This is a genomic window from Mycobacterium paraffinicum, from assembly GCF_025822865.1.
GTDB lineage: Bacteria > Actinomycetota > Actinomycetes > Mycobacteriales > Mycobacteriaceae > Mycobacterium > Mycobacterium paraffinicum.
This window is the reverse complement of the sequence record NZ_JACKUR010000041.1, coordinates 1-26219: the sequence shown is the minus strand read 5'-3', so window position 1 is coordinate 26219 and position 26219 is coordinate 1. Positions and strand designations below refer to the sequence as shown.

Sequence of the window (26219 nt, the reverse complement as noted above, 5' to 3'; positions counted from 1 at the left end):
TAGTAGCGACTCACAGCCCCGGTTGGTCTTCGATGATGCCGAGCCAGATCTGCGCGACGTCGATGGCGACTTTCTCGCTGATGAAGGCGTGCTGCGTCCCGGTGTAGATGTCCCGGAAAGCGCGCTCCAACCGAGTGCCCTCCCGGATCGAGCTGGTGCCCGCGACCAGGTGCGCCCACTCGGCGCAGCTTCGGGCCGTGTCGGTCGCAAAGACCGCCGCCACACGCATGTCCGCGCGCAGCGACGGTGTCAGCTCCTCCCCCGACGCGACCGCGGCCTCGGCGGTGGTGAAGGCGTCGAGCACCAGCAGACGAGCGGCGCGCCAGGCCGCGCGGTGGTGCGCCAGCCCCTTCTGGAAGGTCGGGCGGCTGGCCAGCGACGCCATGTCGCTCATCCGGAACTTCGTCGCCGCCAACTCCTGGACGTCGTCGAGCATGCTCTTGGCGACGCCCAGGGCCCACGACGCGTGGCCGGCGGCGGTCACCGGCATCAGCCCCATCCGGGTGGCCGGCGACGTCCCGCGATACGGCTGGCGCACGAAGAGCTCGAAGGTGCGGCTCGCCGGTACGAACACCTCCTGGGCGCTGTAATCGTAGGACCCGGTTCCCTTGAGCCCCTGGACAAACCAGCCGTCGTTGAAGCTGATCTGATCCCGGGGAATCACCGCGACCCGCATCTCGGGGAAGCCCTCACTGATCCAGCGCATTTCGCCGTTGTCCATGGGAAAGAACCCGGCCGCGACGTACTGGGAGTGCCCGATGCCCGAGCCGAAGTTCCACGACCCGCTCACCAGGTAGCCGCCGTGGACGGCGGATCCCTGCCCGTTGGGGAAGAATTGGCCGCCCATCGTGACGCGGTTGTCGTGCGCCGTGAACACCTCGGCAAAACCCTCATCGGGCAGATAAGCCGCGGCAGCGAAGGAAGACGGCAGGTTGGCGATGCCGACCCACCCGAAAGAGCCGTCCTGCCAAGCCATTTCGATCCAGGTCTCGATCATCTCGGTGAACGACGGTTCGGTGCCGCCCGCCGGGGCCGGGTTGAACGCGGACATCAGCCCACTCGCCCACATCTCGTCGACGATCGCCGGGGTGAGGGTGCGCATCCGCTCGGATTCGGCGGCCTCGGCGCGCACCAGGTCGCGCATACCGCGGGCGAGCGAGACGACCCGGTCATCGGTGTCGGCAATCGACGTCATCCACCTGTCCCATCATCGCGACGGCATCAGCGGGAAACTGATATCGGTGACCGTACCAACCGCTTAACGTTGGAAAGAATGAATCGCGGGACACGGGGCCGGAAGCGGTGCGGCGAAATCTCGCCTTACCGTAGGGGGCGTGCGCTGGATCGTTGACGGCATGAATGTGATCGGGAGCCGCCCGGACGGGTGGTGGAAGGACCGCGGTCGCGCCATGGCCGCATTGGCCGACCGCCTCGACCGCTGGGCGGCCGCCCAAGGGGACCACGTGACGGTCGTGTTCGAGCGGCCGCCGTCGAGCGCCATTCCCGCAGCGGCGATCGAGATCGCCTATGCGCCCAGGGCGGCCGCCAACTCGGCCGACGACGAGATCGTCCGGCGCGTTCAGGCCGACCCCCGGCCGCACGACATTCGGGTGGTGACGTCGGACAAGGGGCTGAGCGACCGCGTGGTGAGCCTGGGCGCCTCGGTCCACCCCGCTGCAAGCTTCCGCGACCTCATCGACCCCCGGGGGCCGCGAGCCTCATGAACGCCGGCCGAGGCGGCCCCGCAGTCAACCGGGTCTGCGCATCCGCGGGGATCGACATCCCGATCATCCAGGCGCCGATGACCTATATCGCCGGCGCCCAGCTGGCCGCTGCGGTGTCCAACGCGGGCGCGCTGGGCGTTATCGAGACCACATCCGAGCAGGGCCGGGCCGACCTGCGGCGCGTCCGTGACCTCACCGACCGTCCGGTGGGCGCCAACATCGCCCTGATCATGAACCGCGACCCGGCCACCGTGGATCTCCTGGTGGCCAACGACATTCGTTTCGTCACCACCTCGGCCGGGGATCCGGCGCTGTTCCTCGGCCGGCTCCACGATGCCGGGATCACCGTGTTCCATGTGGTGGGCACCCTCGCGGCCGCCCGGAAAGCCGTCGACGCCGGAGTGGACGGGCTCGTGGTCGAGGGCGTCGAGGGCGGCGGGTTCAAGAACCGATTCGGTGCGTCGACCATGGTGCTGCTGCCGCTGGTGGCGGCGCAGGTCGACGTGCCGATCGTGGCGGCGGGGGGGATCTGCGATGCGCGCTCGATGGCGGCCGCGTTCGTTCTCGGCGCCGAGGGCGTGCAGATGGGCACGCGGCTGCTCGCCTCGGCGGATTCCCCGGTGCACGGCAACCTCAAGCAGGCGGTCGTCGCGGCCGATGACACCTCTACCGTGCTGCTCCCCCTCGACGGCAAACGCATGATGCGGGTGATCCGGACGGCCGCCGCCGAAAGGCTGGACACCGCGATGTCTTCCGCCGACGGCGCCGCGGCGCTGCAGCGAGTGCAGCGGCTGTATTTCGACGGGGACATGGACGCCAGTGTCGCCAACACCGGTCAGGTGGCCGGGCGGATCCAGGACATCCCGCCGGCCGCCGACATCATCAAGCGGATGTGGGCGGGATGCGGCGAAGCGCTGGCGGCCACCGCGGATCGGCTCGGGCCGCCGGGACTCAGCTTGGGCGACTCTTGACGTCGAAGACGACCTGTTCGCCTTCGACTTTGGTGATGCGCATGTGCGCGGTGTAACCCTTGCCCTCCGGGCCGGTGAAGTGACAGTCGAACTCTTGGCCCACCTTGGCTTCGACACCGGAGGGACAGCTCACGTCGGTCGGGTGGAATCCCGTTTGGCGCGAGACGACGTCGACGACGGATTGCGCCGCGCCGTCGGGTTTGACCGTCGACTTCGCGCTGCATCCGGCGACCTGCAGGGCCACCAGAGTCGCCAGCACGCCCGCGACGACCGGAAATCTGCCGCAATCCATAGCCGGTCAGGCTAACACGCGGTCGGCGCGTTAGAACAGCTCACGGCGACGGACATTGTCAGCTCGCAAACGAGTGACTGGACGCCTCCGGTCGGGCCGGATGCAGTCGGCGGATCGGGTTAGCCGGCCGCGGCCAGGGCCGCGTCGTAGTTGGGCTCCTGGGCGATCTCGGGGACCAGCTCCGTGTAGGTGACTTTCCCGTCGGCGCCGACCACGACGATGGCCCGGGCCAGCAGACCGGCCATCGGCCCGTCGTTGATCGTGACGCCGTAGTCCTCGCCGAAGCTGCTGCGGAACGCCGAGCCCGTCTTGACGTTGTCGATGCCCTCGGCGCCACAGAATCGGGCGAACGCGAACGGCAGGTCCTTTGACACGCACACCACCGTGGCTCCGCTCGCGGCGGCACGCTCGTTGAAGGTCCGGACGCTGGTCGCGCACACCGGCGTGTCCACGGACGGGAAGATGTTGAGCACCACGGCTTTACCGCCGAGCTGGTCGCTACTGACCGCCCCCAGGTCGCCGCCAGTCAGGCTGAAGGCCGGCGCCGGGGATCCGACGGCAGGCAGCTCGCCGACGGTGTTGATCGGGTTTCCACGCAACGTTATCTGTGCCATGCGGACAGTCTGCCAACCCCGCTTCGGCCGCCATGGGCCAGGTCCCATGTCCTAATTGGTGGGTTGCAGGGCGTAGACGACATGGGGCTGCGTGCCGAACACTTGAGTCCATGACTCGCAAGGTCGTCATCGCCGGTTTTCCCGGCGTGCAGGCGCTCGACGTGGTGGGACCGCACGACGTCTTCACCGGCGCATCGCTGCTGACCGGGGGCGGGTACGACGTGGTGGTCGGCTCCGTCGGCGGCGGCCCCGTGGCCACCCCTACCGGGCTGGCCTTCGTCGCGTCGCCGCTGCCGGACCCGAACGACCCCACCGAGAAGATCGACACGGTCGTGCTGCCCGGGGGCGGAGGTGTCGAGGCGGCGCGGTCGGATGCCGAGCTGATCGGGTGGATCAAGGCCGTCGCCGGTACCGCCCGCCGCGTGGTCACCGTATGTACCGGCGCGTTTCTGGCGGCCGAGGCGGGGCTGCTGGACGGGCAGCGGGTCACCACACATTGGGCCTTCGCCGGTCGGTTGGCCCGCGAGTTCCCCGCGATCGACGTCGACGCCGATCCGATCTTCGTCCGCACTTCGGACACCGTGTGGACGGCGGCCGGTGTCACCGCCGGGATAGACCTGGCGCTCTCGCTCGTCGAGGATGACCACGGCACCGAGGTTGCGCAGACGGTCGCCCGCTGGTTGGTGCTGTATCTGCGCCGCCCCGGCGGGCAGACGCAATTCGCCGCGCCGGTGTGGATGCCGCGCGCCAAACGCAACGCGATCCGCGCGGTGCAGGAGGCGATCGAGGCGGAACCCGGTGGCGAGCACAGCATCGACGAGCTGGCCCGGCGCGCGGCGATGAGCCCGCGCCACTTCACCCGCGTGTTCACGGCCGAGGTCGGCGAGGCGCCCGGCCAATACGTCGAACGCGTCCGCACCGAGGCCGCGCGCCGGCAGTTGGAGGAGACCGACGACACCGTCGTCGCGATCGCCACCCGCTGCGGATTCGGCACCGCGGAAACCATGCGGCGCAACTTCCTTCGCCGGGTCGGCATTCCGCCGGACCAATACCGCAAGGCCTTTGCCTGAACCGAAAGGACGACACCATGACCCAAATCGCGATCGTGGCCTATCCGGGATTCACCGCGCTCGACATGATCGGCCCGTATGAGGTGCTGCGCAATCTGCCGGACGCCGAGGTGCGGTTCGTCTGGCACGAGGCCGGCCCGATCACCGCGGATTCCGGCGTGCTGGTCATCGGGGCCACCCACTCGCTGGCCGAAACACCCTCGCCCGACGTGGTTCTGGTGCCGGGCGGCCCGTCGACCCCGGTGCATGCCCGCGACGAGGTGCTGCTGGACTGGCTGCGCCGGGCGCATCGGACCGCCCGATGGACGACGTCGGTCTGCTCCGGGTCGGTGATCCTGGCGGCCGCCGGCCTCCTCGAAGGCCGGCGGGCCACGTCGCACTGGCTGACCATTCCCGCACTGAAGGCCTTCGGCGCTGTCCCGGTAGCCGACGAACGCGTCGTGCATGAAGGCGACATCGTCACCAGCGCGGGCGTCTCCGCTGGACTCGATCTCGCGTTCTGGCTGGCGGCGCAGATCGGCGGCGAAAGCCGCGCCAAGGCAATCCAACTCGCGATCGAATACGATCCGCAGCCGCCGTTCGACTCCGGCCACATGTCCAAGGCGTCGGCCACCACGAAGGCGGCCGCGACCGCGCTGCTGTCCAGGGACAGTGTGAAGCCGGCCAACGTGAAGGCCGCCACGATGCTGGCGTGGGAGCAGGCGTTGGCGGCCGTGCGGTCGCGGCGGCGGGGGCGACAGCCGGTGACTGGTTAGTCAGGCGCCCGGCTGCAGGATTTCGTCCGACTCGAGCCGGCCGCCGGCCTGCAGCCAGGCGGCCACCACACCGGGCGCATCCCGGTTGGGGTTGTAGATGTCCTCCTCGCTGGAGAACAATCCGTTCCCGGCATAGACCAGCCGGGTCCAGTTCGGAAACCAGAAGGGTTCACCCTCGGGGTCCGTCGGATGGTCGAGCAGATTCTTGATCATCACGACGACGGCGTCGTTGTCCTCGTCGTAGGCGGTCCAGTCGGACGGAAACCGCATGTGCGGAAACGGTGCCATGACGGCGACGATCCAGTCCCGCACGGCCTCGCGGCCATGGAACACCCCGTAGTGGTGTTCGGTGTAGACGACATCCTCGGTGAAGAGATCGGCGAAAGGTCGCCAGTCGCCCGAGGCGCTGCACCCCTCCACTACCCGCGTGTAGTTCTCGACGGCTTGCTCGATTTCTGCCCTGGTGAATTTGCCCATGGCCGACACACTAGAACGTGTTTCGGTTACAGGAAGCTCGTCTGGATAGGGATATGGCATGAACGTCTTGAAGTTGTTTGATCTGCGCGGCAAGCGGGCGCTGGTGACTGGGGCATCCAGCGGAATCGGCAAGAAAGTGGCGCAGGCATATCTGCAAGCGGGTGCCGACGTGGCCATCGCGGCGCGGCGAGCCGAGGGTCTGGAACAGGTGGCCCGGGAGATCGCGGCGGACGGCGAGGGCAGGGTTGTGCCCGTCCGCTGCGACGTGACCCAACCCGATCAAGTGACCGAGATGCTTCAGCGGGTGACCGCGGAGTTGGGCGGCGTCGACATCGCGGTCTGCAACGCCGGCATCATCACGGTGAACCGGATGCTGGACATGCCGCTCGAAGAGTTCGAACGCATCCAAACCACCAATGTCACAGGCGTTTTCCTGACGGCGCAAGCGGCGGCCCGGGTGATGGTCCGGCAGGGTCAGGGTGGCGCCATCATCACGACGGCCTCGATGTCGGGCCACATCATCAACGTGCCGCAGCAAGTGGGCCACTACTGCACGTCCAAGGCGGCGGTCATTCACCTGACCAAGGCCATGGCCGTGGAGTTGGCGCCGCACAATATTCGGGTCAACAGCGTCAGCCCGGGCTACATCCTGACCGAACTCGTGGAGCCGTTGACGGAGTATCACCGGCTGTGGGAGCCGAAAATTCCGCTGGGACGGATCGGCCGGCCCGAAGAACTGACCGGCCTCTACCTCTACCTGGCCAGCGAGGCGTCCAGCTACATGACCGGCTCGGACGTCGTGATCGACGGCGGATACACCTGCCCGTAGGTCATGCGACGACGATGCGGCGGCCGAAACGGGCTCGCACACCGGGCGAGAAGAGCGCGCGCAAGGGCTCGCCCGCGGGCCGAACCAAGCTGGCCGCCACCAGCTCGTCGTGCAGCTCGACGATGTCGGCCGTGTGCAGCGGCCAGGTCTCGTGTTCGTTCGGTACCCACCAGGTGCGGCCGGCCGTGCGGGTGTGCGCGCCCCATCGGGCGGTGAGCCAGATTTCCAGCGGTGTCGGTATGACCGGGGCACCGATGACGATCTCGACCCGGCTGCGCAGGCCGCAGCGGGGCCACCGGCGCACGCTGTCGTAGGTGACGCGGTCGCCGTGGCGGTACGTCCGCATTTTCGCCCAGGTGTACGGAACGCCGAGGCCGCCCCGGGTGACCGGCACGACCGCGAGCCGCGCCGTTTCCAGCGACCGGAACAGCACACCGTGCCGGCCGGCGTCGTCGACCGAATACAGCCGGACGTTCGTCTCCGGGAAGCTGCCGAAGTACGGAAGTCGCAGCACGGAGCCGACTTTGGTGCTGCCCATGACGAAGGGGACCAACCCGACGTAGGTCATCCCGTCGGCGAAGACGTCGGGCCGGGTGCCGGGCGGGTACATCGTCTCGACGGTATCGGGCCGCACCGGCCAATGGATGAAGGTCAGTTCACGCCAGCACTGGTCGAAGGTGACGGGACCGCGAAGCGGCGGCGCGGTGACCGGGTATCCCTCCAGGCCCTCGCCGCCGGGTTCCGGCGCCGGCGACCCGGGAGTCGCTGTCATCCGACCATCGTGACACGCCGACCGGCCGCCGGGTTCAAAGCATTATCAGCCGCTGATGATCCACTGTCGCGCCTTCTCGATCTCACCGGCGGGGAAATGCTCGATTTTGGCGGACACGAAGTGTGATGTCAGGTGCTCAGCAACGTCCCCGAGATGAGAGTCGGTGACGACGGCGATCTTCTTGACGTGCTTCTGATGGTCCCGAACAAAGCGGAAATGGGTGACCATGGCCCCAAAACTGTCCCATCCTGGGAATGACGAGACGTTGAGAATGAGGCCGGCAAGGTCGCCCTTGGCTTCGATCTCGGGGTCAACGGCCTTGGCGAGTTCGTCGAAGTCGTGTTTGTCCAGCGCGGATTTTGGCCGCACCTCGAGGATGGAGTGTTCGCCGTCCAGGTCATATTCGATCATGTTGTGCTCCAAGCGGATCGCTGCGTTCAGCCGAAATGGCGATGTCTTTATGCTGCCGATCGCCGGGCGTCGTGCGTAAGGGGCCAAAGTCATCGAGGAGGCGGTAGAGTGCCCTATTTCTCCAGCTCTCCGGAGATCCCGCGCTCGAGGCTGGCCTGCGTCATGGATGGCAGGACGACAATGCCGTCGAGTTCTTTGCGCGCGAGGTTGTAGGCATTTCGGCGTTCCTGCGGCATTGCGGCGGAGTCCGACGCGACCCGTAGCAGGTTCTGAGCGCGCACGATTCGCTGCTGGTCTGCTAGGGAGAAGTCGCTGCCGCGTCTGCGTATCGCTTCCGTCTCGGCGGCGTTGAAGGCGGTCACGTAATCCTCGACGGCGGCCCGGTACTGCGCGGCGGCCTGGTGGTCGTCGAGGAGGTCTTCGGCTTTGACGGGGCGCAGGAAGTCGGCTCGTAACTTGGCTTTGTGGAAGGCGACCGTGAGCGGATCGCGCATGTTCGTCATCAGCGGGAAGTCGAGCAGCTTGGCGACATCGAGTTCATACTCGAGCCACCGCGCATCGGTGCGGCTGTGCTCCTCGAGGACGCGGCGCAGCGACCGCCACTGGGCGACGTGATTGTTGCCGGTCTCCGGTGTTTCGGCCCGTTCGGCATGGGGCGGAGGTTCGGGCCGTCGACGGTGGGCGCCGAACGCGCGCACCGCGGCGACCGTGGCACCCGCCAGAGGCAGGATCACGATCAAAAGTTCCGCCAACCGGATGAGTAGACCCACACGGCCAGGATGCCACCGCGGCACCGCCACGGTGGAGGCTCACCGTCACGAGCTGCGGTTTGAGCGCGTAAGCCGGCCACAGGTCCACGTTGTATGGGAGCGGCTGCTACAAAATCCCGAGGCCGCGCAGGGCCTTTAGCCCGAACCAGATCCCGAAAACCACGCCTACGACGATCACGATGGGCCGATCGTGGTCCTGTAGCCAGCGCAAGACCCGATCCAGCACTTCTCGTGACCGCCGCGGGAAAGCCGCTGCCGCGCCGACGATGAGCAGGTTCACGCTTGCGGCAAGCGCCACGAAAAGAACGTATGAACCGATATTGGCGGGCCGGCTCAAGTTCGCGTTGCCGATCACGCTGATCGCCGCCAGCGTGAAGACCCAGGCTTTCACCGACACGGTGATGACGCCGCCGCCGATGAAGAAGGCCTTGGTGGGGGTGGCCGACGTCAACATGGTCATCCACTTCGGGGGCGGGGCGTTGGGATCGTCGCCGCTGAACAGCTCGCGCGCGGCGGTGACCAGAAACAGCACCGCGACCACCAACAGCACGGTGGACACGATCAAGTGGTGCGGGTGATCCGGGTCGGCGCTGCGGGCTCCCCAATGCAGAATCGTGCCGAAGATAAGGCCTTGCAGCAGGCGCGTGCTGACGTGCCCCGCGACCCAGGCGCCGGCCGCCCGCACGCGCGACGGCGTGCCCAGCAGCATGATCGTGATGACGATTTCGATCGGTTCTAGTGCGCAACCAAGGATCAGCGGGATAAGGCTGCCCCACATGGCGAGCACTATTGCGCTCCCAGCGCCGCGCGCATCTCCGCCTCGGCGATCGCCGAGGCCAGATCGGCGGGTTGCGGGCACACGGTGGCATCGATTCGGTCGATACGGCCCGTGAACCGGAAATCGTGCCCGTACGGCGCAACCGGGGAGCCAGTGTCGGTGCCGACATCCAGGGTCTCGCCGCTCATCGAGAATCGGAACGGCACCGTGCGTTCGAGGCGGCCGCGGGCCACCTCGGTGCCGTCGACGTGCAGCGAAACCGAGGCGCCCTTACCCAGTCCACCGCCGTCGTAGTCGAACGAAAGCCCCAGCGCGACTGTGCCTTCCGGCAGCGGCTCAGCCGCCGCAACAGTGGTGAGCTCATGCCCGAAATAGTTGTAGACAAAGTGCGGGATGCGGTCGCGCAGGTACAAACTCCATCCCGACATCGCGCCGCCGATGCTGATGACCACTCCCTGTGCGCCACCCGTCGGGATGGCCAGTTGTGCCCGCAGCTCGAAGGAGGTGCTGGTGTAGCTCAGCGTCACCGGTTCGGGGATGCGCACCTGCCCGGCGTAGTAGGTGACCGAGGTGCGCTCGGCCAACAAGCTTGGCCGGTTAGCGGGCAGCGCGCGGGCCAGCGTCGCGTCGCTGAGCGGGTAGACGCCGTGTTTGCGCGCCTCGGCGTCGAACACCGCCTTCATTTCGGCGAGCTTGTCGGGGCGTTGTGCGGCAAGGTCGACGCCCTGACTGAAATCGTCCGCGAGGTGGTACAGCTCCCACCTTTCAGAGTCGCCGAATGGGGTTGGGCGCTGGGCGCGCACCCAGGGCAGCCGTCCGTGGAAACACGAGGCGATCCAACCGTCGTGGTAGACAGCGCGATTGCCGAAGATCTCAAAATACTGCGTGGTCCGCCGACTGGCCACGCCGGCGTCGTCGAACGAATACCGCATGCTGACACCCTCGATCGGCTTCTGTTCGACACCGTTGACGCTTTCCGGCATCTCGATGCCGGCGGCCTCGAGGATGGTGGGGACGATGTCGATGACATGATGGAACTGGCTGCGCTGCTCCCCCCCGGCCGCGATGCCCCGCGGCCACGAAATCGCCAGTCCGTTACGGGTTCCGCCGAAGTGCGACGCCACCTGCTTCATCCACTGAAACGGTGCGTCGAGCGCCCACGCCCAGCCGACGTTGTAATGGTTTTCAGAGCGGGGTGTGCCGAAGTCGGCCACGTGGGCCAGCAGCCATTCGGGGTCCTCGGGCATCCCGTTCTGGAACGCCGGTGAGCTCCAGGCGCCGTGTATCGTTCCCTCGGCGGACGCGCCGTTGTCGCCGCACAGGTAGACGAATAGCGTGTTTTCCCATTGCTTTAGACCATCGATGGCGTCGATGACCCGCCCGATCTGGGCATCGGTGTGGGCCAGAAAACCGGCGTAGACCTCCATCAGCCGCCGGGCCACCGGCTTGTAGCGGTCGTCGTAGTCTGCCCACGCGGGTATCTGCTCGGGCCGCGGTGTCAGCCTGGCGTCGGCGGGGATGACGCTCATTTCGAGTTGGCGGGCATATGTCCGTTGCCGCAAGGCATCCCAGCCGTCGTCGAATTGGCCGGCGAACCGGTCCGACCATTCGGGCCACACCTGATGGGGACTGTGGGTGGCGCCGGGGGCGAAGTAGAGAAAGAACGGCTTGTCCGGTGCCGACGTTTTCTGTAACCGGATCCAATCGATCGCCTTGTCGGCGAGATCCTCGGTCAGGTGGTAGTCATCGCGGCCAAGGTACGGCTCAACGGGCGTGGTCTGGTCGTAGAGCGCGGGCTCGTACTGCGACGTGTCCCCGCCCAGGAAACCGTAGAAACGTTCGAATCCGAGTCCGGTCGGCCAGCGGTCGAACGGGCCGGCGGGTCCAATCTCCCACGTCGGGGTGAAGTGTGCCTTACCGAACAGCGCCGTGCTGTAGCCGTTCATCCGCAGCACCTCGCCGACCGTGGCGGTGCTCTGCGGTATGAGGCTGTCGTAACCGGGGAATCCGTAGGCGATCTCGCAGATGGTGCCCATGTGCGCGCTGTGGTGGTTGCGGCCGGTCAACAGAGCGGCGCGCGTTGGAGAGCACAGCGCGGTGGTGTGGAATTGGTTGTAACGCAACCCCGCACCGGCGACACGGTCCAGCGCGGGTGTCGGGACCGGCCCGCCGAACGTCGATGCGGCGCCGAATCCAACATCGTCGAGCAATACCACGACGACGTTGGGTGCGCCGGCGGGCGGATAGACGATGGACGGTCGTGACGGCGTGGCGTCGGTCGCCGACGGGTTGATGACCCCGTCGAACCCGTCGTCCTCGCGGGGCAGGTTGACCATCGCGCCTCCTGGTGCTGGTGCAGCGGGAATTCCCGGCCGTCCCCCACGCAACTCGGCGCCTTCACCGTAGTCGGCGGCGAAATGCTTGGCGATGTCACGTCTGCGGGCGCACCCCGAGGACATCGCGAAACAACGCTTGCCGCAACGCGAGTTCGCGCGGGTCGCTCCACAGGTGAAAACCCAGCCGGTTCATCACGTACGCGAAGCCGACGCCGGTGTCCGGGTCGGCGCAGCCGAAAGAGCCGCCGAAGCCCGGAGTCCCGAAGGCCCGGCCCGAAGATCCGAAGGCAAAGTGCGGTACGGGTTTACAGAAGCCGAGGGAATACGCCACGTCGACGTTCATCACCTTGTCGCGAACGCCCTTGCTCGGCGAGAGCGCCGGCGCCGCCAGCGCGTCGACGGTGTCGCCGCCGAGGCCTAGCTCGGCTCCCCCGGTGGCCGCGCTGCCGTACATGTGCGCCACCGAACGGGCGGTGCCGATGCCGTTGGCCGACGGGATCTCGACCGCCCGAACGTCCTCGCGGTTGTAGTCGCCGTTGAACGCGTTGACGCCGCGCGGGACCGCGATGGCGCGGGCCGTCAGGCCGACGGGGTTGAGCGAGGCGCCAACGAAGCCGGGCGGCATGACGTTGAGATGCAGCAGCGTTTCGGCGCGCACCCAGTTGTGGACGTGGGCGACCCGCTCACGGTCGACCGAATCCGGCAGGCCGATGTGCAGGTCGAGCCTCAGCGGCCGGGCGATCTCGTCGGCCATGAAGCGGCCCAGCGTGCGGCCGGCCGGGTCCGTTCGGCGGATCAGCTCGGATTCGTACCAGCCCAGCGTGATCGCGTGGTAACCGTGCCGCGAACCCGGTCGCCACGCCGGCGCCTGGGCCGCCAGGATGGGCGAGAGCCTGGCCGGGTCGGCGACGTCGGCCAGCGCCGGCTTCGGTTTGAGCGCGCACAGGCCGGCCTGATGTCCCAGGAGTTGGCGGACCGTCACGTCGCCCTTGCCCGCCCGCGCGAATTCCGGCCAGTAGTCGGCCACCTTGGTGTCATAGGAGATGAGTCCGCGGGACACCGCGACGGCCACGACCAGGGCGGCGACCCCTTTGGTCGTGGAGAACATGCTGACCATGGTGTCGGCCTGCCAGGGCTTTTTCGCCAACCCGTTCCGGTAGCCGCCCCACAGGTCGACGACCTTGACCCCGTCGCGGTAGACGGCGACGGCCGCCCCGACCTCCGCGCCGTCGCGGAAACTGGCGCGAAAGGCGTCGGCGACCTTCCCGTAGCCGACATCCACGTCGCCGCCGATCAAGTCCGCCGGCACCGCAACCTTGAGCACCATCCACGCCTCCGAAAGGAGACTAAGCCAGCGCCGGACGCGGGCGGCGTTTTTCGGGCCGTCTCAGCCCAGCCGGGTCAGTGGGCGCCCAAGCCGCCGCTCAGGTACTGGGCGCGGCAGGCCCGGCGCGCCAGCTTGCCGCTGGTGGTACGGGGAATGGCGCCGGCCGGCAGGAAACACACCTCGGCGACCGGCAGCCCGTGGCGGCCCAGGACCGCGGCCCCGATGGCCTCGATGGCCGGCCGCGGGTCGGCGCGGCTGGTGCCCGTCGCCCGCTCGGCGATGATCACCAGTCGCTGTTCGGAATCCTCGCTCGGCACGGCGAAGGCGGTCACGTATCCGCGCCGCACCAGCGGCGAGGCTTCGGCAACGGTCGCCTCGATGTCCTGCGGGTAGTGGTTTCGGCCGCCGATGGTGACCATGTCGACGATCCGGCCGGTGACGTACAGCTCGCCGTCGAGATAGGTACCCAAGTCCCCGGTCCGCAGCCACGGGCGATCGAGCACCGAGCCCTCGGCGTGGCTGCCGTCGGCGAGCCGCGATCGCAACCTTGCGCCGAACGCTCGCCCGGTTTCGTCGGGCAGTCCCCAGTAGCCCCGGCCGACGTTGTTGCCCTGCAGCCAGATCTCGCCGACCTGGCCGTCGGGGAGCTCTGACCCGGCGGCCGGGTCGACGATGACGGCCCATTCGCTGCGGCCCACCTGGCCGCAGGAGACCTGCGCCACGGCCTCGGGGTCGCCCGCCGCAACCCGCACCGCGCGGCCGGCGCCCAGTTCCTCGCGGTGGAAGTAGGCGGCGGTCGCCTCGGCGGCGGGCGCGATGGTCGCAACGAACAGGGTGGCCTCCGCGATGCCGTATGACGGCTTGAACGCCGTCGGCGGCAATCCGTACGGGGAGAACGCCTTGTTGAAGGCCGTGATCGCCTCGATGCTGACGGGTTCGGACCCGATGATCAGCACCACGTTGCTCAGGTTGACGTCGTCGCCCGGCGCCGGCAGTCCCCGCTGCGCGGTCCATTCGTAGGCGAAGTTCGGCGCCGCGGTGACGGCCCGGCCCGCCTGGGCCGACAAGGCCTTGATCCAGCGCTGCGGCCTGCGGACGAACGCGGTGGGCGACATCAGCGTGGAGTGTCCGCCGTACACCGCGGGAAAGCCGATCATCGACAGCCCCATGTCGTGGTAGAGCGGCAACCAGCTCACGCCGTGCGTGTTGCGGTCCAGCAGGTCGATGGAAAGGATCATCTGCACGAGGTTGGTGCCGACCGCCCGGTGCGTGATCTCGACGCCGACCGGGGGCCGCGTCGAGCCCGACGTGTATTGCAGGTGGGAGATGTCGTCGTGGCGTAACTCGGTGGGGGCGAATGAATCCCGCGCCGAGTCGGGGATCTCGTCGATGACGATGACCCGTGGCTGGTGCTGTTGCGGGAGGGTGCTCAGAAAGTCCTCGACCGCGTTCCTGGCCGCCGCTGTGGTCAGCACGGCCGTCGGCCGCGAATCGCGCAGGGCAGTGTCCAGTCGTTGCGCGTGGCCGGGCAACTCGGGCGCGAACAGCGGCACCGCAATGGTCCCGGCCTTGATCGCCGCATAGAACCCCATTACGTAGTCGAGGCTCTGCGGCGCCAGGACCGCGACCCGATCGCCATGGCCGGCGACTTGTTGGACGCGCGCGCCGATGGCTTCCAGCCGGACACCGAACTGGTTCCACGTCACCTCGTCGACGCATCCGTCGGCCGAACGGTTGTAGTCCAGGAATCGGTACGCCACGGCGTCACCGACGTTGGCGATGTTGCGGTCGACGAGCGAGATCAGCGTGACGTCCGGCGGCACCATGATGTTGCCCGCGGCATCCAGGCAGTCCTCGATCTCGAGCAGGCCGGGGACCGCCTTGGCGTGCTGCCGGGAACCGAGCTCCATGGCCCCTACTGTAGGCAAGGGGACGCGGCAACCGCCGTGCCGCGAACGTGAGTGTCGGCATGCCACGCGCGAAGGACCTTCGGTGGGAATCGAATTCGCCGGTCGGCGCCGGCCCGTCGGCTACCGTTGTGCGCCCTCGTCGCGGTGCCCACGGCGTGGGCGGTAGCCTACGCGCGAGCGGCACGCAGGGTCGTCGATGATTGCACCGGGAGTTGGCCATGTCAGGCAGGACGTTTTCCTTCGAGATCAACCGCACCAGCACCGCGCCCGCCGCGACGCTGTTCCGGCTCGTGACCGACGGCGCCAACTGGTCGAAGTGGGCCAAGCCCATCGTCGTTCACTCGAGCTGGGCCCGGCAGGGCGATCCCGCGCCCGGCGGAATCGGGGCCGTCCGCAAGGTGGGCATGTGGCCCGTGCTGGTACAGGAGGAGACCGTCGAGTACGAGCAGGACCGCCGGCATGCCTACAAGCTCGTCGGCCCCCCGACTCCGGCCAAGGACTACTCGGGCGAGGTGGTCTTCACGCCGAACCCCTCGGGCGGCACCGACATCCGCTGGACCGGTTCGTTCACCGAGGGGGTGCGCGGGACGGGTCCGGTGATGCGGGCCGCCATGGGCGGAGCGGTCCGGTTTTTCGCCGGCCGGCTGGTGAAGGCCGCCGAGCGGGAATCGAACGCGGGGCGGTAGCACGGGGGGCATGACGGCCGCGGGAGGCGGCCGCCGCGCTACTTCGCGTCGACCTCGTCCTGATATTTCTTCGTCATGTGCGCGACCGCGTCCAACTGCGACTGCGCGAAGCTGTGGCGGGCCTGTCCGGCGCGCGCGGCGGCGTCCAGCGTCGGCTGCGCCTGGCCCTGGAAATGCGGCATGACTTCGGCGGCAAACAGTTCGGCGGACCGTTTGGTGGCGGCCGGGTTGGCCCACTCGTGGCCCATCTGCAACATGCAGCCGAACCCGCCGGATTGATCCCACAGCCGCTGAACCTGCTCGCGCGCCCGCTCGGGCGTGCCGATCACGCCCGCCCCGTTCTCGTTGATGACGTCGATCATTTCGTCCAGCTGTTCGCCGGGCATCGTCATCTGCGGGAAGGCGGCCACCTTCTGGAAGTAGCGGAACCACGGCTCGATGCCGAACTTGACCTCTTCCCGCGCCTGCTTTTCCGTTTCGGCAAGGTGGAACAGGCCGACCAGGCTCCAGTTCTTGCGGTCGACCTGCGTGCCGAAGGCCGCCGCGCGCTCCTCGACGATGCCCCAGTGATACGAGAGCGCGTTGAAACCCTCGACGGTCAGCGTCGCGCCGATGGACAGCAGGCCGATGCCGTGCTTGCCGGCCAGCCGCGCGCCCGTCGGTGACGCGACCGCGGCCACCGACAGCGGGATCCCGCCATCCGAATAGGGGGCGAGCTGCAGCTTGGCGTCGAACAGTTGGTGCGTGGCCGTCTTGGCGCTCACGGTCTCCCCCGCCAGCAGCCGCACGACGATGTCGAGGTTCGTTTCGAGCAGTTCGCGGGTGTCGGTGGGCGTGAGTCCGATCATGGACGAGTCGCTGGGCAGGGAGCCTGGCCCCACACCGCCGATGATGCGGCCGTGGGTGAGGTGATCCAGCAGCATCAGCCGGTCGGCGACCCAGAGCGGGTTGTGGTACGAGAGCGAAATGACCCCGGTGCCAAAGCGAATGCGCTTGGCACGCTCGGCCGCGGCGGCGATGAAGACCTCGGGCGAGCTGATGATCTCGCTGCCGGCCGAGTGGTGTTCGCCCATCCACACCTCGTCGAAGCCGAGTGCGTCGAGGTGCTCGATGAACTGCAAGTCGCGCTGCAATGCGAGCGTGGGATTTGTGCCCGCCCGATGGAACGGGGCGATGAAGTATCCAAACCTGAGCTTCGCCATCGAGGCTCCCTTGCATCCGATTGGCCTGAACCATAACTCGAATGCGGTGTTCGGCCTAGGCCGTCACGGAAGAACGCTCGGCGATCATCGGTTTTCAGCCGGCGGGGCCAGGTGATCCCGGCCCGCCGACTAAGGGGGCAAGTCTCTTCGCGGGGCGTTACGTCGGCTCAGCGCGTGGATGTCAGTAGCCACCGCAGACGTTGCCGACGCACCCGCCGCCGCCGCCCGGGCCGCCTCCGCCACCCCCGACGCCGGGGATGCTGCCGCCTCCGCCGCCGGGGCCGCCGCCACCCGTGGGACCACCGGGGACGCCGCCGCCTCCGCCGCCCGGGCCACCGCCACCGGTCGGCCCGCCGGGGACGCCGCCGCCACCACCGCCGGGGCCGCCACCGCCGGTGGGGCCGCCCGGAGCGGTGCCGCCGCCGCCAGGTGTGGACGGAGCCACGCTGGACGACGGCGTGGTCGTCGGGGTCGTGCTGCTGCTGCTCGGCCCTTTATTGCCGCCACCGCACCCGACGGTGAGCACGAGCATGGCCGCACCGCCGAAGAGCGCGACCGAAGTCCTGGCTGCAGATCTCATCGAAGTCCCCAATCCCCACTTGCGCCACGGCAACTGGTTCATTTCTCCTTACCCCGGCACGCGCCCCGGCAAACGGGATTCGATGCGGGACTTCAAGCCCGGAAACGGAGATGGCCCATCCACCGGGATGGGCCATCGGTACAAGCGCGGGTGCGGCTGGCGTTAAGCGAAAACACTACGGAAGCGAGTGCGTGGGAGCCGATGGCCCATCTCGGGCTAATGGGCCATCGGCGAGCCAAATCGTATCCTCGGACAACTGTTGCTATGCGGGAATTTGCTGCATCGGTAATAAGAAATTTTCTTATTCGTAAATTGGATACCGCATTCGCGTCGTGACACGCCGCCGTGAGCCGCATCAGCAGCCGCAGCCGGACCTGCGCCCACCTGCGCGAACGGCGTCCGCTCCTAGGCTTCCTTGGTGATCAGCTTGCGCAGCGCCACCCGGTCGGGAGTCAGCAGCTCGGCGATGCGCGGCTTGTTCACCTCGGCGACGATGATCTCGCCGACCTCCTGGTAGACCTCGCTGAAGATGCCGTGGGACTTCATCTTCTCGGTCTGATAGAGGTTGTCCTCGGTCGGCGTCACATAGTAAACCGCGTCCGCCTTGAACCGGTGCACCAGCCAGAGGTGAATCAGCGTCATCAGGCGCTTCTGGCGCAGCTTCTCGGCGAAGGTGTTCTGGTCACGCACCTGCAGGATGCTGCGGCCGTGCCGGTCCTTGATGGGATCGACGACGACATTGGCCAGCTGCTCGTTCCCGTTGCCGTAGATGCCGAGCTCGAGAACGTCCGAACCGGCGCGGCGGGGCCGCAGGGTCACCCGCAGCTTTTCGCCGAGCCGGTAGTTCTCGCTCCACAGCGCCAGCCACTCCTCCAGCAGCTTCTTGGGCACCTCGGTCTGCGCGAGGTGTTGATGCTGGGTCGAGCCCTTGCCCATCGCCTTGGTGGTCGCCGTACGCCCGGACGACGCTTGCAGCGCCGCGTCGCTGCGTGGCCCGCCGACCAGGGTCTGCGGGGTTCGGTAGGGCGATTCGACCAGGCGCATCTTGCGCTGCAGCCGAGCCAGCGCCAGCATGCCGTCCTGCTGCAGCGACGTGGCGAACTCCTCGGCCGCGACACCGTCGATCTGGTGCCCGCCGTAGGTGATGAAGTTGAAGACGAAGCCCATCTTGCCGAGTTCCTCGGGGAAGCGCTTCATCTCCTCGTCGCTCATCCCGGTGGTGTCCCAGTTGAAGGACGGCGACAGGTTGTAGGCCAGCATCTGCTCCGGGAATTCGGCATGGATCGCGTCGGCGAACTGACGGGCATCGGCGAGATCGGCGGTCTTGGTCTCCATCCAGAGGATGTCGGCGAACGGCGCCGCCGCGAGCGACTTGGCGATGGCGTACGGAATGCCGCCGCGGATCTGGTAGTAGCCCTCCGGCGTCTTCGACAACTCCGGGTCCCACGGCGGATCGACGCCCAGTTCCTTCGCCTTCTCCCGCGCGGCGTAAAGCGATGCGCGCGCGGCGAACTCGCGCCACTCGTCGGGGGTCATGCTCGGCGACTCGTCTTCGGTCTCGCCGAACGAGAGCACCTCCGCGACGGCCTCGCTGTAGGTCATCAGCCCGGCGTCGTCCTCCCACGCCGCCACGAATCGCGACTCGACCTGATCGAAGAGATCATCGATCGAGCCGTGTCCGTCCTCCCGCAGGGCGTTCACGGCTTCGGAGATCAAGCCCTGGATGCCCTGGCGCTCGAGCCATGCGCCGGCGGCGGCGTACTCGGAGTCGGCGAGGGCGTAGAGCAGGTGGCCGTTGAGGTCCTTGACCCCGAGCTCGTAGAAGCGGCGGACCAGCGCCAGGAAACATGCCTTGTACGAAGGGATGTTGAGGTTGGTGGCGCCGAGCAGGAACGGCTGGTCGCGCTCGTCCGCGCGGCTGTCGATGAGGTTGGCCGCCTCGGCGTCGGTGCGGGCGACGATGATGCCGGGCACCTTCATGACGTCGAGTTGGAACCGGGCCGCGTTGAGCCGCTTGATCTGTTCGTCCGACGGCACCAGCACCTTGCCGCCCTGGTGGCCGCACTTCTTGGTGCCCGGGCGCTGGTCTTCGATGTGGTAACCGGCCACGCCGACCTCGACGAAGCGGCGGATCAGGTTGCGCACGTGCGGGTCACCGCCGTGCCCGGTGTCCGCGTCGGCGATGATGAACGGCCGGTAGTCGTACGCGGGCGTGGTGGCGCGCTGCCGTTCGGTCATGTTGAGGCGCTGGTACTGCTGGTTGCGGTCGGCGGTGAGCAGGGCGCGCACCAGCACCGCCGCGTCGTCGGGCACCTGGCTGAGCGGATAGCTGGCGAGGTCGGGACCGGGATCTTCGGTGGTGGAACCCTTGGCCGAGGTTGCCCAGCCGCCGAGGTAGATGCCCTCGATGCCCATCCGCTTCATGGCCACCGCCTGGCCGGGCGAGTAGGGGCCGAATGTGGTGATGCTCTTCTTCGCGGCGAACAGCTCGCGCAGCCGGTCGTAGAAGGCGGCGGCCGCGTTCCGTGCCACCGGGTAGTCGGTCGGGATGGTGCCGCGCTGCTCGACTACCTGGCGGGCTGTGTAGAGGCGCGTGATGCCGGTGAAGCGCGGGTCGTCCATGTACCGCTGTGTGGCGGCGATGTCGTCTTCGAACGATGTCCGGACTTCGGTGTCCGAGTCAATGATGGCCATGGCCCTACGCTCCTCTTCGGCAAGATTCCCCTGGACGGAGTCTATCCCCGGAGATGACCTTTCAATCAGGGGCCGAAAGACCCATGCCAAAACTGTTGCCGGACGCCCGTATCCGCAACCCGGCGACGGCGCGGCACGGCCGCGGGCCGCCAGGCGGACGGTCTCGGCGTGCACCGCTTGCGGCGCAACATTTTTCGCGCGCAAGACCCCGCTCAGCCGGGACTGCCGGGCGCGCGCCGGACCAACCACTCCCGCTGGCGACGGACGAATTCCGCGTCAACGACCCTTCCGTGGCCCGGCACGTAGACCGCGTCCGCCCCGCCGGCCGCGAGCACCCGGTCGAGGGTGGCCGGCCAGGCGGCCAGATCCGAGTCGGCGTCGATCGCGGGATCGGCGGACTCCTCGACAAGGTCGCCGGTGAACACGACGACCGGGTCGTCACCTCCCCCGGGGGCGACCACCACCAGATCCGAGGTGGTGTGGCCACGTCCCAGGTGGGCGATCGTCACGGTGCGGTCGCCGAGGTCGATGGTGGCGTCGAAGACTCCGCGCCGCGGGGGCCGCAAGGCGGCGATCGCTCGGTCTATCTCCGCGGGGTCGGCGCCGTGGCGCAACGCGTCGTCGCGCATCCGGTCGGTTCCCGACGACAGGCATTCGACCACCTCGGGCGCGCAGTAGATGTTCGCGTCCGCAAACGCCGAAGAACCCAGGACGTGGTCAAAGTGCTTGTGGGTCAAGACGATAGCGCTGACCGGGCGGCCGGCGAGCCGTCGCACGCCTGCGTCGATTGCGGCCGCCTCGGCGAGCGTCGTGCCGGTGTCGACCAGCAGTGCGCCGGTGCGGCCCCACACGAGTCCGACCGTGACATCGCAGAACGGCAGCCGGCAGCGATGCACGCCGGCCGTCAACCGTTCCCAAGCGAGATGCACACGAGCAAGGTAGCGTCAACCGGGCCTCAGCGGCCGGGGAGGAATCTCTAGATGCGCGCAGTCGTCATCACCAAGCGTGGCGGTCCGTCGGTGCTGCGGGTCCAGCGGCGGCCCGATCCCCCGCCGCCGGGGGCGGGGCAGCTGCGGGTCGCGGTGCACGCGGCGGGCGTGAACTTCGCCGATCACCTCGCCCGCGTCGGCATGTATCCGGATGCGCCGAAGCTCCCGGCGGTCGTCGGCTACGAAGTCGCCGGCACCGTCGAGGCCGTCGGCGACGGTGTCGATCCCGGCCGCGTCGGCGACCGGGTGCTGGCGGGTACCCGCTTCGGCGGCTATGCCGAGATCGTCAACGTGGCCGCGAAAGACTCGGTGCCGCTGCCGGCCGCAATGAGCTTCGAAGAGGGCGCCGCGGTCCCGGTCAATTACGCCACCGCGTGGGCCGCGCTGCACGGGTACGGGTCGCTGCGCACCGGGGAAAGGGTGCTGGTGCACGCCGCGGCCGGCGGGGTCGGTATCGCCGCCATCCAGTTCGCGAAGGCCGCCGGGGCCGAGGTGCATGGCACCGCGTCGCCGGCGAAACACGAGAAGCTGGCAGAACTGGGGGTGGACCGGGCGATCGACTACCGCCGTGACGGTTGGTGGCGTGGCCTGGATCCGTACGACGTGGTGCTCGACGCCCTGGGTGGCACGTCGCTGCGGCGGTCCTACGCGCTGTTGCGGCCGGGCGGACGGCTGGTCGGGTACGGGGTGTCGAACCTGCAGCATGGCGAGAAGCGCTCGCTGCGGGCGGCCGCCCCGCACGCGCTGGCGATGCTGCGCGGGTTCAACCTGATCGACCAACTCTCCGAGTCAAAGGCGGTGATCGGCCTCAACATGCTGCGGCTGTGGGACGACCGCGGCACGCTCGAGCCGTGGATCACTCCGCTGGCCCAGGCGCTCGCCGACGGAACGATCGCTCCCGTCGTCCATGCGGTGGTGGCGTTCGCCGACGCGCCGGAGGCGCACCGCATCCTGGCGGCCCGGGAGAACGTCGGCAAGGTAGTTCTGGTGCCGTGAGTTTTTAGCGGCGCTGCAGTGGTTATCTATCTCCCATGGCTGTCACCGAATCCCGCGAGGTCGTCATCGAAGCGACACCGGATCAGATCATGGATGTGCTGTTCGACATCGAATCGCTGCCCGAGTGGTCCTCGGTCCATCAGAAGGTGGAGGTTCTCGAGCGGGACGATCAGGGCCACCCCACCAGATCCAAGCAAGTGGTCAAACTTGTCGGTGTCAGCGACGAGCAGGAGTTGGCGTACACCGTTCACGACGACGGTGTCAGCTGGACTCTGGTCAGCGCCAAACAGCAACGCGCGCAAGACGGTCGCTACACGCTGACGCCCGACGGGGACTCCACCCGGGTGAACTTCGATCTCACCGTGGACCTATTGATGCCGGTGCCCGGGTTTTTGATCAAGCGGGGGTCCAAGAGCCTGATGGACACGGCCACCAAGGGATTGCGTAAGCGAGTGCTGGAGCGCAAGGGCGGCAAGTAGCTGCACCCGGGCCGTCGAATCGGGCGCTTCCGGATGGGCGCCGCGAGAGCGACACTGTCCATATGAAACCGAAACCCGTGAGCAACTTTCGACGGGTCGCATCGCTCGCCGGTGCGTTGGCGATCCTCGGTGCGGTGGCCGGCTGCGGCGGCCACGCTGACACCCGCATGACCGCGCCGTCGACGCCGAAGGTGACGACCCTCGGGCGTACCGTCCCGGCCGCCCCCGCCGACGGACCGCTGACCATCAGCAGTCCGGCGTTCCGCGACGGTTCGCCGATTCCCGTGCAGTACACGTGCAAGGGGGCGAACATGGCCCCGCCGCTGACCTGGTCGGCCCCGATGGGTGCCGCGCTCGTGGTCGACGACCCGGACGCCGTCAACGGCCTCTACGTGCACTGGGTGGTAGTCGGAATCGGCCCCGGTTCCGGCAGCACCGCCGACGGGCAGACTCCGGCCGGCGCGACCACCCTGCCGAACACCGCCGGCGAGCCCGCTTACAAAGGCCCCTGCCCGCCGGCGGGAACCGGCACACACCACTACCGGTTCACCCTCTACCAGCTTCCCAACGACTATCAGCTGCCCGACGGGCTCGCCGGCGTCCGGGCGGCGCAGGCGATTGGCGGCGCCGCCACCGCGCAGGCGCGACTGACCGGAACCTTCGGAGGCTGAGGCCGCCCCCTTTCAGGCCATATCGTCGAGCGCCTGATAACCGGCGTTATAGCCGGGCGTGAACGTGATGCCGGGCCCGCCGTGGCATCCCGCACCGCCGAGGTAGAGCCCTTCGATGGGAATCGGAAAGTCGAGGAATCCCTTGGGTCCGGGCCTGTTCGGGCCCATCAGGTCCGGATGCAGCAGTCCGTGGCAGAAGTCGCCCGCGGGCGCACCGAACATCGTGTTCATGTGGTAGGGCGCGAACGTGATGTGCCGGATCACGATGTCCTTGAAATTCGGGGCCAACCGGGTGATCTTGTCGATAACACGCTGTGCCATAACATTTTTGAGTTGTCCATGATCCTGGCGGTCGACTTCGACCGGGAAGGCGTACGCGTAGGCGCTCGCGGCGTGCTTACCGGGCGGCGCCATGCCCGGATCGTGCACGGACGGGATCTGCATCCCCATCGACGGGTTGTCCGGCACCACACCCCGACGGCAGTTCTCCCAGTTCAGCTGTTGTTCCTCGGGCGAGCCGAAAATCCCGACCGACTGCTGCATCCCCTCCTCGTTCAAAAACTCATAGGGCGGAGCGAATTCGGGCAGCCCGTCGAGGGCGAAATGGATCTGCACGAACGACGCGCGGTGATCTCGGCCGGACAGACGTGAGATCAGCTCCCCCGGCACGTGTTCGGGGGCGATCAGCTCGGTGAGGGTGACGTCCGGCGCGAGGTTGGAGACCACGATCGGCGCGGTGATGGTCGAGCCGTCGCGCAACCGCACCCCGGTCACCGCGCCGTGGTCGACGAGGATCTGCTCCACCTTGCTGCGGAAGCGGATCTCACCGCCGTTTGAGACGAAGAGCTCACGCAGGTGTTCGGTGAGCGCGCCCATGCCGCCCTTGAGTTTGGTCATCATCGCCGTGCTGTCGTCCGGTACCGCCAGCGCGAACGCCAGGCAGGTGGCACTGCCCGGCGTGTAGGGGCCGCGGTAGGTGGAGTTGACGGCCAGGAACGCGAGCATCCCCCGCATGACCGCGTGCTTGTCTTTGTCGGGCAGGTAGCGGTCGATGACGTCCATCGCCGACCCGAACAACATCTCGTGAATCGCGCGTCGTTCCGCGTCGTTTGCCGCGCAGGCGTACATCTCGTCGAGGGTCTTGGGTGGTGTGCGAACGTCGAAGCGGCCCAGTGCCTTTGCGGGTCCCTGGCTCCAGCCGATCAGTTCGGCCATGCCGGTGACGGCCTCGATGCCGTGCTTGGAGCCCAGGTGCGTCATCAGTTGCATCGGGTCGCGGTAGAAGATCATCGGCTCCTCGCCGTGGTCGCCGATGTTGGTCGACATCACCTCCGGCTCCACCGTGGGCAGGGTGTCCAGCCCGAGATCCTTGGTGATCTGGCTCGCCGTCGGGAATTGGACGGAGCCGGCGATCTCGTACCGGAAGCCGTCGATCAGTTCGACGGTCGCCGCCATGCCTCCCGCATAGGTGTTGCCTTCCAGGCACAGCGTCCGCAGACCCGCGCGCTGCAGTACCGCGGCCGCGGTAAGTCCGTTGTGGCCCGCTCCCACCACGATCGCGTCGTAGTCCGACATGGCGTCCTCCCTCGATTGGCGCGTGACAAGGATATGTCAGTACTGACATGATTGGAAGATGTCAGTTCTGACAGGTTTCGGCCGGCTGGGATACCATTCCGGGGGGATGAACGCGCCGACGAACCGTCATGAGCTACGCCGACGATCGACGCACGAGGCGCTGCGCCAAGCGGCATTGAAAAGCTTTGCGCGCAAGGGGTTTACCAACGTCACGGTGACCGAGCTGGCCCGGGAGGCCGGCGTCACCGAACGGACTTTCTTTCGCCACTTCCCCACCAAGGAGGCGGTGCTCTTCCAGGATTACGAGACGCAGCTGGCGTGGCTGGCCGAGGCGCTGGCCGACCGTCCCGCGTCCGAGTCGCTGTTCGATGCGGTGCTGGCGAGCGTCGCGGCCTTCCCGCACGACCTCGAAGTGGTCCGCCAGGCCGCGACGGCCCGCGCGGAGTTGATCAGCGCGGAGCGCATCGCGGGCCATCTGCGCGTCGTGCAGTCGTCGTTCGCCCAGGTGCTGACCGATTTCGTCAGGGATCGAAACCCGGGCGTGGCCAACATCGATCTGCTCGCCGAAGTAACCGGCTCCGCCCTGGCCGCCGCGCTCGTTGTGGCAGTGGAGAATTGGGGCCGCAACGGCTGCAGGGGCGACCTCGGCGAACTCGTCGCGTCCAGCCTGGAGCTGCTGCGCTCGGGTTTTGCCTTCCCTCCTCCTTGAGTGTGCACTGAGGGCGACGACACGCCGGTGAACCGCGCCATGGGCGCACACTCGACGCCGTCAGCGCACACTCAGACGTGTTGTGCGCTCTCGAGGGCCGCCTCGACGAAGCGGCGCAGCACGGCGTTGCGGGCGCGCGGCAGGAACGCTATCGAGACCGGGCTCGTGGGCGCTCCGCGCAGCGCGACGAACCGGACGCCGGGATGGATGTTGCGCCGCTCCGCGACGTCGGGGATCACACCGATGCCGCGATCGGCCGCGACGGATTCGAGCCACTCGTCGAAATTGGTTGTTTCAACGATCGTTTTCGGTCCCTCACCCGCCGGCCACGACCATGGCCCGGTGGTCCCGCTGGCCGTGTTGACGACCAGCGGCCACCGCGGGACCTCGGCCCAGTCCAGCTCCGATCTGGTGGCCAGCGGCGAGTGGACCGAACACACGGCCACGCGGGCCTCGTCGAACAGGTGCACCATCCGCATCAAGCGATCAGTGGTCCTGTGGGTGAAGGAGGCGACGAAGTGAGCGTGGCATGCTTCATCGCCGACCAGAGGACCAATGTCGTGTGCCACATGCTGTGACATGCCGTGTGCTGCAGGTCAGCC

Annotated in this window: 27 protein-coding genes; 10 read left to right on the top strand and 17 right to left on the bottom strand. The window is 67.9% G+C overall.

Annotation, left to right across the window (positions count from 1 at the left end; genetic code table 11):
* Positions 1 to 10: 10 nt before the first annotated feature.
* Positions 11 to 1195, bottom strand: coding sequence for an acyl-CoA dehydrogenase family protein (locus H7J89_RS24705; protein WP_264047637.1), 1185 nt, complete (start codon positions 1193 to 1195; stop codon positions 11 to 13).
* 139 nt (positions 1196 to 1334) lie between these two features.
* Between H7J89_RS24705 and H7J89_RS24700 the strand changes: the two genes are divergently transcribed.
* Together H7J89_RS24700 and H7J89_RS24695 are read left to right on the top strand one after the other, a co-directional pair.
* Entirely contained in the window at positions 1335 to 1724 is a 390-nt protein-coding gene (locus tag H7J89_RS24700) for an NYN domain-containing protein (RefSeq protein ID WP_067743561.1), read from the top strand.
* Complete coding sequence (locus tag H7J89_RS24695) at positions 1721 to 2695, top strand: NAD(P)H-dependent flavin oxidoreductase (protein ID WP_264047634.1); 975 nt, start codon at positions 1721 to 1723, stop codon at positions 2693 to 2695. The genes H7J89_RS24700 and H7J89_RS24695 overlap by 4 nt, the downstream gene beginning before the upstream one ends.
* Here the strand turns inward: H7J89_RS24695 and H7J89_RS24690 are convergent.
* Together H7J89_RS24690 and tpx are read right to left on the bottom strand one after the other, a co-directional pair.
* Positions 2676 to 2987 (bottom strand): DUF4333 domain-containing protein, encoded by a 312-nt coding sequence (locus H7J89_RS24690; protein ID WP_066954472.1) that lies wholly within the window; start codon positions 2985 to 2987, stop codon positions 2676 to 2678. The two genes, H7J89_RS24695 and H7J89_RS24690, sit on opposite strands and share 20 nt — an antisense overlap.
* 119 nt (positions 2988 to 3106) lie before the next feature.
* Positions 3107 to 3601: a thiol peroxidase gene (tpx, locus tag H7J89_RS24685; protein WP_067206535.1), complete on the bottom strand. Its 495-nt coding sequence runs from the start codon at positions 3599 to 3601 to the stop codon at positions 3107 to 3109.
* A gap of 110 nt (positions 3602 to 3711) precedes the next feature.
* On the opposite strand from tpx, the gene H7J89_RS24680 reads away from it, so the two are divergent.
* Complete coding sequence (locus H7J89_RS24680) at positions 3712 to 4671, top strand: GlxA family transcriptional regulator (RefSeq protein WP_264047629.1); 960 nt, start codon at positions 3712 to 3714, stop codon at positions 4669 to 4671.
* 17 nt (positions 4672 to 4688) lie between these two features.
* Positions 4689 to 5426 carry a DJ-1/PfpI family protein gene (locus H7J89_RS24675; RefSeq protein WP_264047627.1) on the top strand — a complete coding sequence of 246 codons (738 nt, stop codon included), beginning with the start codon at positions 4689 to 4691 and terminating at the stop codon, positions 5424 to 5426.
* On the opposite strand, the gene H7J89_RS24670 is transcribed toward H7J89_RS24675, so the two are convergent.
* A complete protein-coding gene (locus tag H7J89_RS24670) occupies positions 5427 to 5903 on the bottom strand; it encodes a nuclear transport factor 2 family protein (RefSeq protein ID WP_264047625.1) in 477 nt (158 codons plus the stop codon). It lies immediately after the preceding gene.
* 58 nt (positions 5904 to 5961) lie between these two features.
* Between H7J89_RS24670 and H7J89_RS24665 the strand changes: the two genes are divergently transcribed.
* Positions 5962 to 6732 (top strand): SDR family oxidoreductase, encoded by a 771-nt coding sequence (locus H7J89_RS24665; RefSeq protein ID WP_264047623.1) that lies wholly within the window; start codon positions 5962 to 5964, stop codon positions 6730 to 6732.
* Position 6733: 1 nt separating this feature from the next.
* Here the strand turns inward: H7J89_RS24665 and H7J89_RS24660 are convergent, their stop codons facing one another.
* From H7J89_RS24660 to H7J89_RS24630, 7 genes are all read right to left on the bottom strand, one after another.
* Positions 6734 to 7504 (bottom strand): YqjF family protein, encoded by a 771-nt coding sequence (locus H7J89_RS24660; RefSeq protein ID WP_264047621.1) that lies wholly within the window; start codon positions 7502 to 7504, stop codon positions 6734 to 6736.
* A 45-nt stretch (positions 7505 to 7549) separates the two neighbouring features.
* Entirely contained in the window at positions 7550 to 7915 is a 366-nt protein-coding gene (locus H7J89_RS24655; RefSeq protein WP_308205150.1) for a SpoIIAA family protein, read from the bottom strand.
* A 113-nt stretch (positions 7916 to 8028) separates the two neighbouring features.
* Positions 8029 to 8685, bottom strand: coding sequence for a hypothetical protein (locus H7J89_RS24650; protein ID WP_264047617.1), 657 nt, complete (start codon positions 8683 to 8685; stop codon positions 8029 to 8031).
* A 106-nt stretch (positions 8686 to 8791) separates the two neighbouring features.
* Entirely contained in the window at positions 8792 to 9463 is a 672-nt protein-coding gene (locus H7J89_RS24645; RefSeq protein WP_264047615.1) for a GAP family protein, read from the bottom strand.
* Between the two features lie 8 nt (positions 9464 to 9471).
* Positions 9472 to 11799, bottom strand: a complete 2328-nt coding sequence (locus H7J89_RS24640) for an arylsulfatase (protein ID WP_264047613.1) — start codon at positions 11797 to 11799, stop codon at positions 9472 to 9474.
* A 94-nt stretch (positions 11800 to 11893) separates the two neighbouring features.
* Positions 11894 to 13126, bottom strand: a complete 1233-nt coding sequence (locus tag H7J89_RS24635; protein ID WP_264047611.1) for a serine hydrolase domain-containing protein — start codon at positions 13124 to 13126, stop codon at positions 11894 to 11896.
* A gap of 74 nt (positions 13127 to 13200) precedes the next feature.
* Positions 13201 to 15036 (bottom strand): fatty acyl-AMP ligase, encoded by a 1836-nt coding sequence (locus H7J89_RS24630; RefSeq protein ID WP_264047609.1) that lies wholly within the window; start codon positions 15034 to 15036, stop codon positions 13201 to 13203.
* Between the two features lie 218 nt (positions 15037 to 15254).
* On the opposite strand from H7J89_RS24630, the gene H7J89_RS24625 reads away from it, so the two are divergent.
* Positions 15255 to 15722 carry an SRPBCC family protein gene (locus H7J89_RS24625; protein WP_264047607.1) on the top strand — a complete coding sequence of 156 codons (468 nt, stop codon included), beginning with the start codon at positions 15255 to 15257 and terminating at the stop codon, positions 15720 to 15722.
* A gap of 38 nt (positions 15723 to 15760) precedes the next feature.
* Here the strand turns inward: H7J89_RS24625 and H7J89_RS24620 are convergent, their stop codons facing one another.
* The 4 genes from H7J89_RS24620 to H7J89_RS24605 form a co-directional block, all read right to left on the bottom strand.
* Positions 15761 to 16924, bottom strand: a complete 1164-nt coding sequence (locus H7J89_RS24620) for an LLM class flavin-dependent oxidoreductase (protein ID WP_264047605.1) — start codon at positions 16922 to 16924, stop codon at positions 15761 to 15763.
* 181 nt (positions 16925 to 17105) lie between these two features.
* On the bottom strand, positions 17106 to 17504 hold the full coding sequence (locus tag H7J89_RS24615; RefSeq protein WP_264047602.1) for a hypothetical protein: 399 nt from the start codon (positions 17502 to 17504) through the stop codon (positions 17106 to 17108).
* Between the two features lie 405 nt (positions 17505 to 17909).
* On the bottom strand, positions 17910 to 20198 hold the full coding sequence (gene aceA / locus H7J89_RS24610) for an isocitrate lyase ICL2 (RefSeq protein WP_264047601.1): 2289 nt from the start codon (positions 20196 to 20198) through the stop codon (positions 17910 to 17912).
* Between the two features lie 212 nt (positions 20199 to 20410).
* Positions 20411 to 21127 carry an MBL fold metallo-hydrolase gene (locus tag H7J89_RS24605; RefSeq protein ID WP_264047599.1) on the bottom strand — a complete coding sequence of 239 codons (717 nt, stop codon included), beginning with the start codon at positions 21125 to 21127 and terminating at the stop codon, positions 20411 to 20413.
* A 51-nt stretch (positions 21128 to 21178) separates the two neighbouring features.
* Between H7J89_RS24605 and H7J89_RS24600 the strand changes: the two genes are divergently transcribed.
* The 3 genes from H7J89_RS24600 (at position 21179) to H7J89_RS24590 (ending at position 23333) form a co-directional block, all read left to right on the top strand.
* Positions 21179 to 22183: a synaptic vesicle VAT-1 family membrane protein gene (locus tag H7J89_RS24600; protein WP_264047597.1), complete on the top strand. Its 1005-nt coding sequence runs from the start codon at positions 21179 to 21181 to the stop codon at positions 22181 to 22183.
* A 35-nt stretch (positions 22184 to 22218) separates the two neighbouring features.
* Positions 22219 to 22662 carry an SRPBCC family protein gene (locus H7J89_RS24595; protein ID WP_067743598.1) on the top strand — a complete coding sequence of 148 codons (444 nt, stop codon included), beginning with the start codon at positions 22219 to 22221 and terminating at the stop codon, positions 22660 to 22662.
* Positions 22663 to 22724: 62 nt separating this feature from the next.
* Positions 22725 to 23333 (top strand): YbhB/YbcL family Raf kinase inhibitor-like protein, encoded by a 609-nt coding sequence (locus tag H7J89_RS24590; protein ID WP_264047593.1) that lies wholly within the window; start codon positions 22725 to 22727, stop codon positions 23331 to 23333.
* A 12-nt stretch (positions 23334 to 23345) separates the two neighbouring features.
* On the opposite strand, the gene H7J89_RS24585 is transcribed toward H7J89_RS24590, so the two are convergent.
* Positions 23346 to 24908, bottom strand: coding sequence for a phytoene desaturase family protein (locus tag H7J89_RS24585; protein WP_264047592.1), 1563 nt, complete (start codon positions 24906 to 24908; stop codon positions 23346 to 23348).
* Positions 24909 to 25014: 106 nt separating this feature from the next.
* On the opposite strand from H7J89_RS24585, the gene H7J89_RS24580 reads away from it, so the two are divergent.
* Positions 25015 to 25617 (top strand): TetR/AcrR family transcriptional regulator, encoded by a 603-nt coding sequence (locus H7J89_RS24580; protein ID WP_264047885.1) that lies wholly within the window; start codon positions 25015 to 25017, stop codon positions 25615 to 25617.
* A gap of 71 nt (positions 25618 to 25688) precedes the next feature.
* Here the strand turns inward: H7J89_RS24580 and H7J89_RS24575 are convergent, their stop codons facing one another.
* On the bottom strand, positions 25689 to 26198 hold the full coding sequence (locus tag H7J89_RS24575) for a LysR substrate-binding domain-containing protein (RefSeq protein WP_372513838.1): 510 nt from the start codon (positions 26196 to 26198) through the stop codon (positions 25689 to 25691).
* Positions 26199 to 26219: the final 21 nt, after the last annotated feature.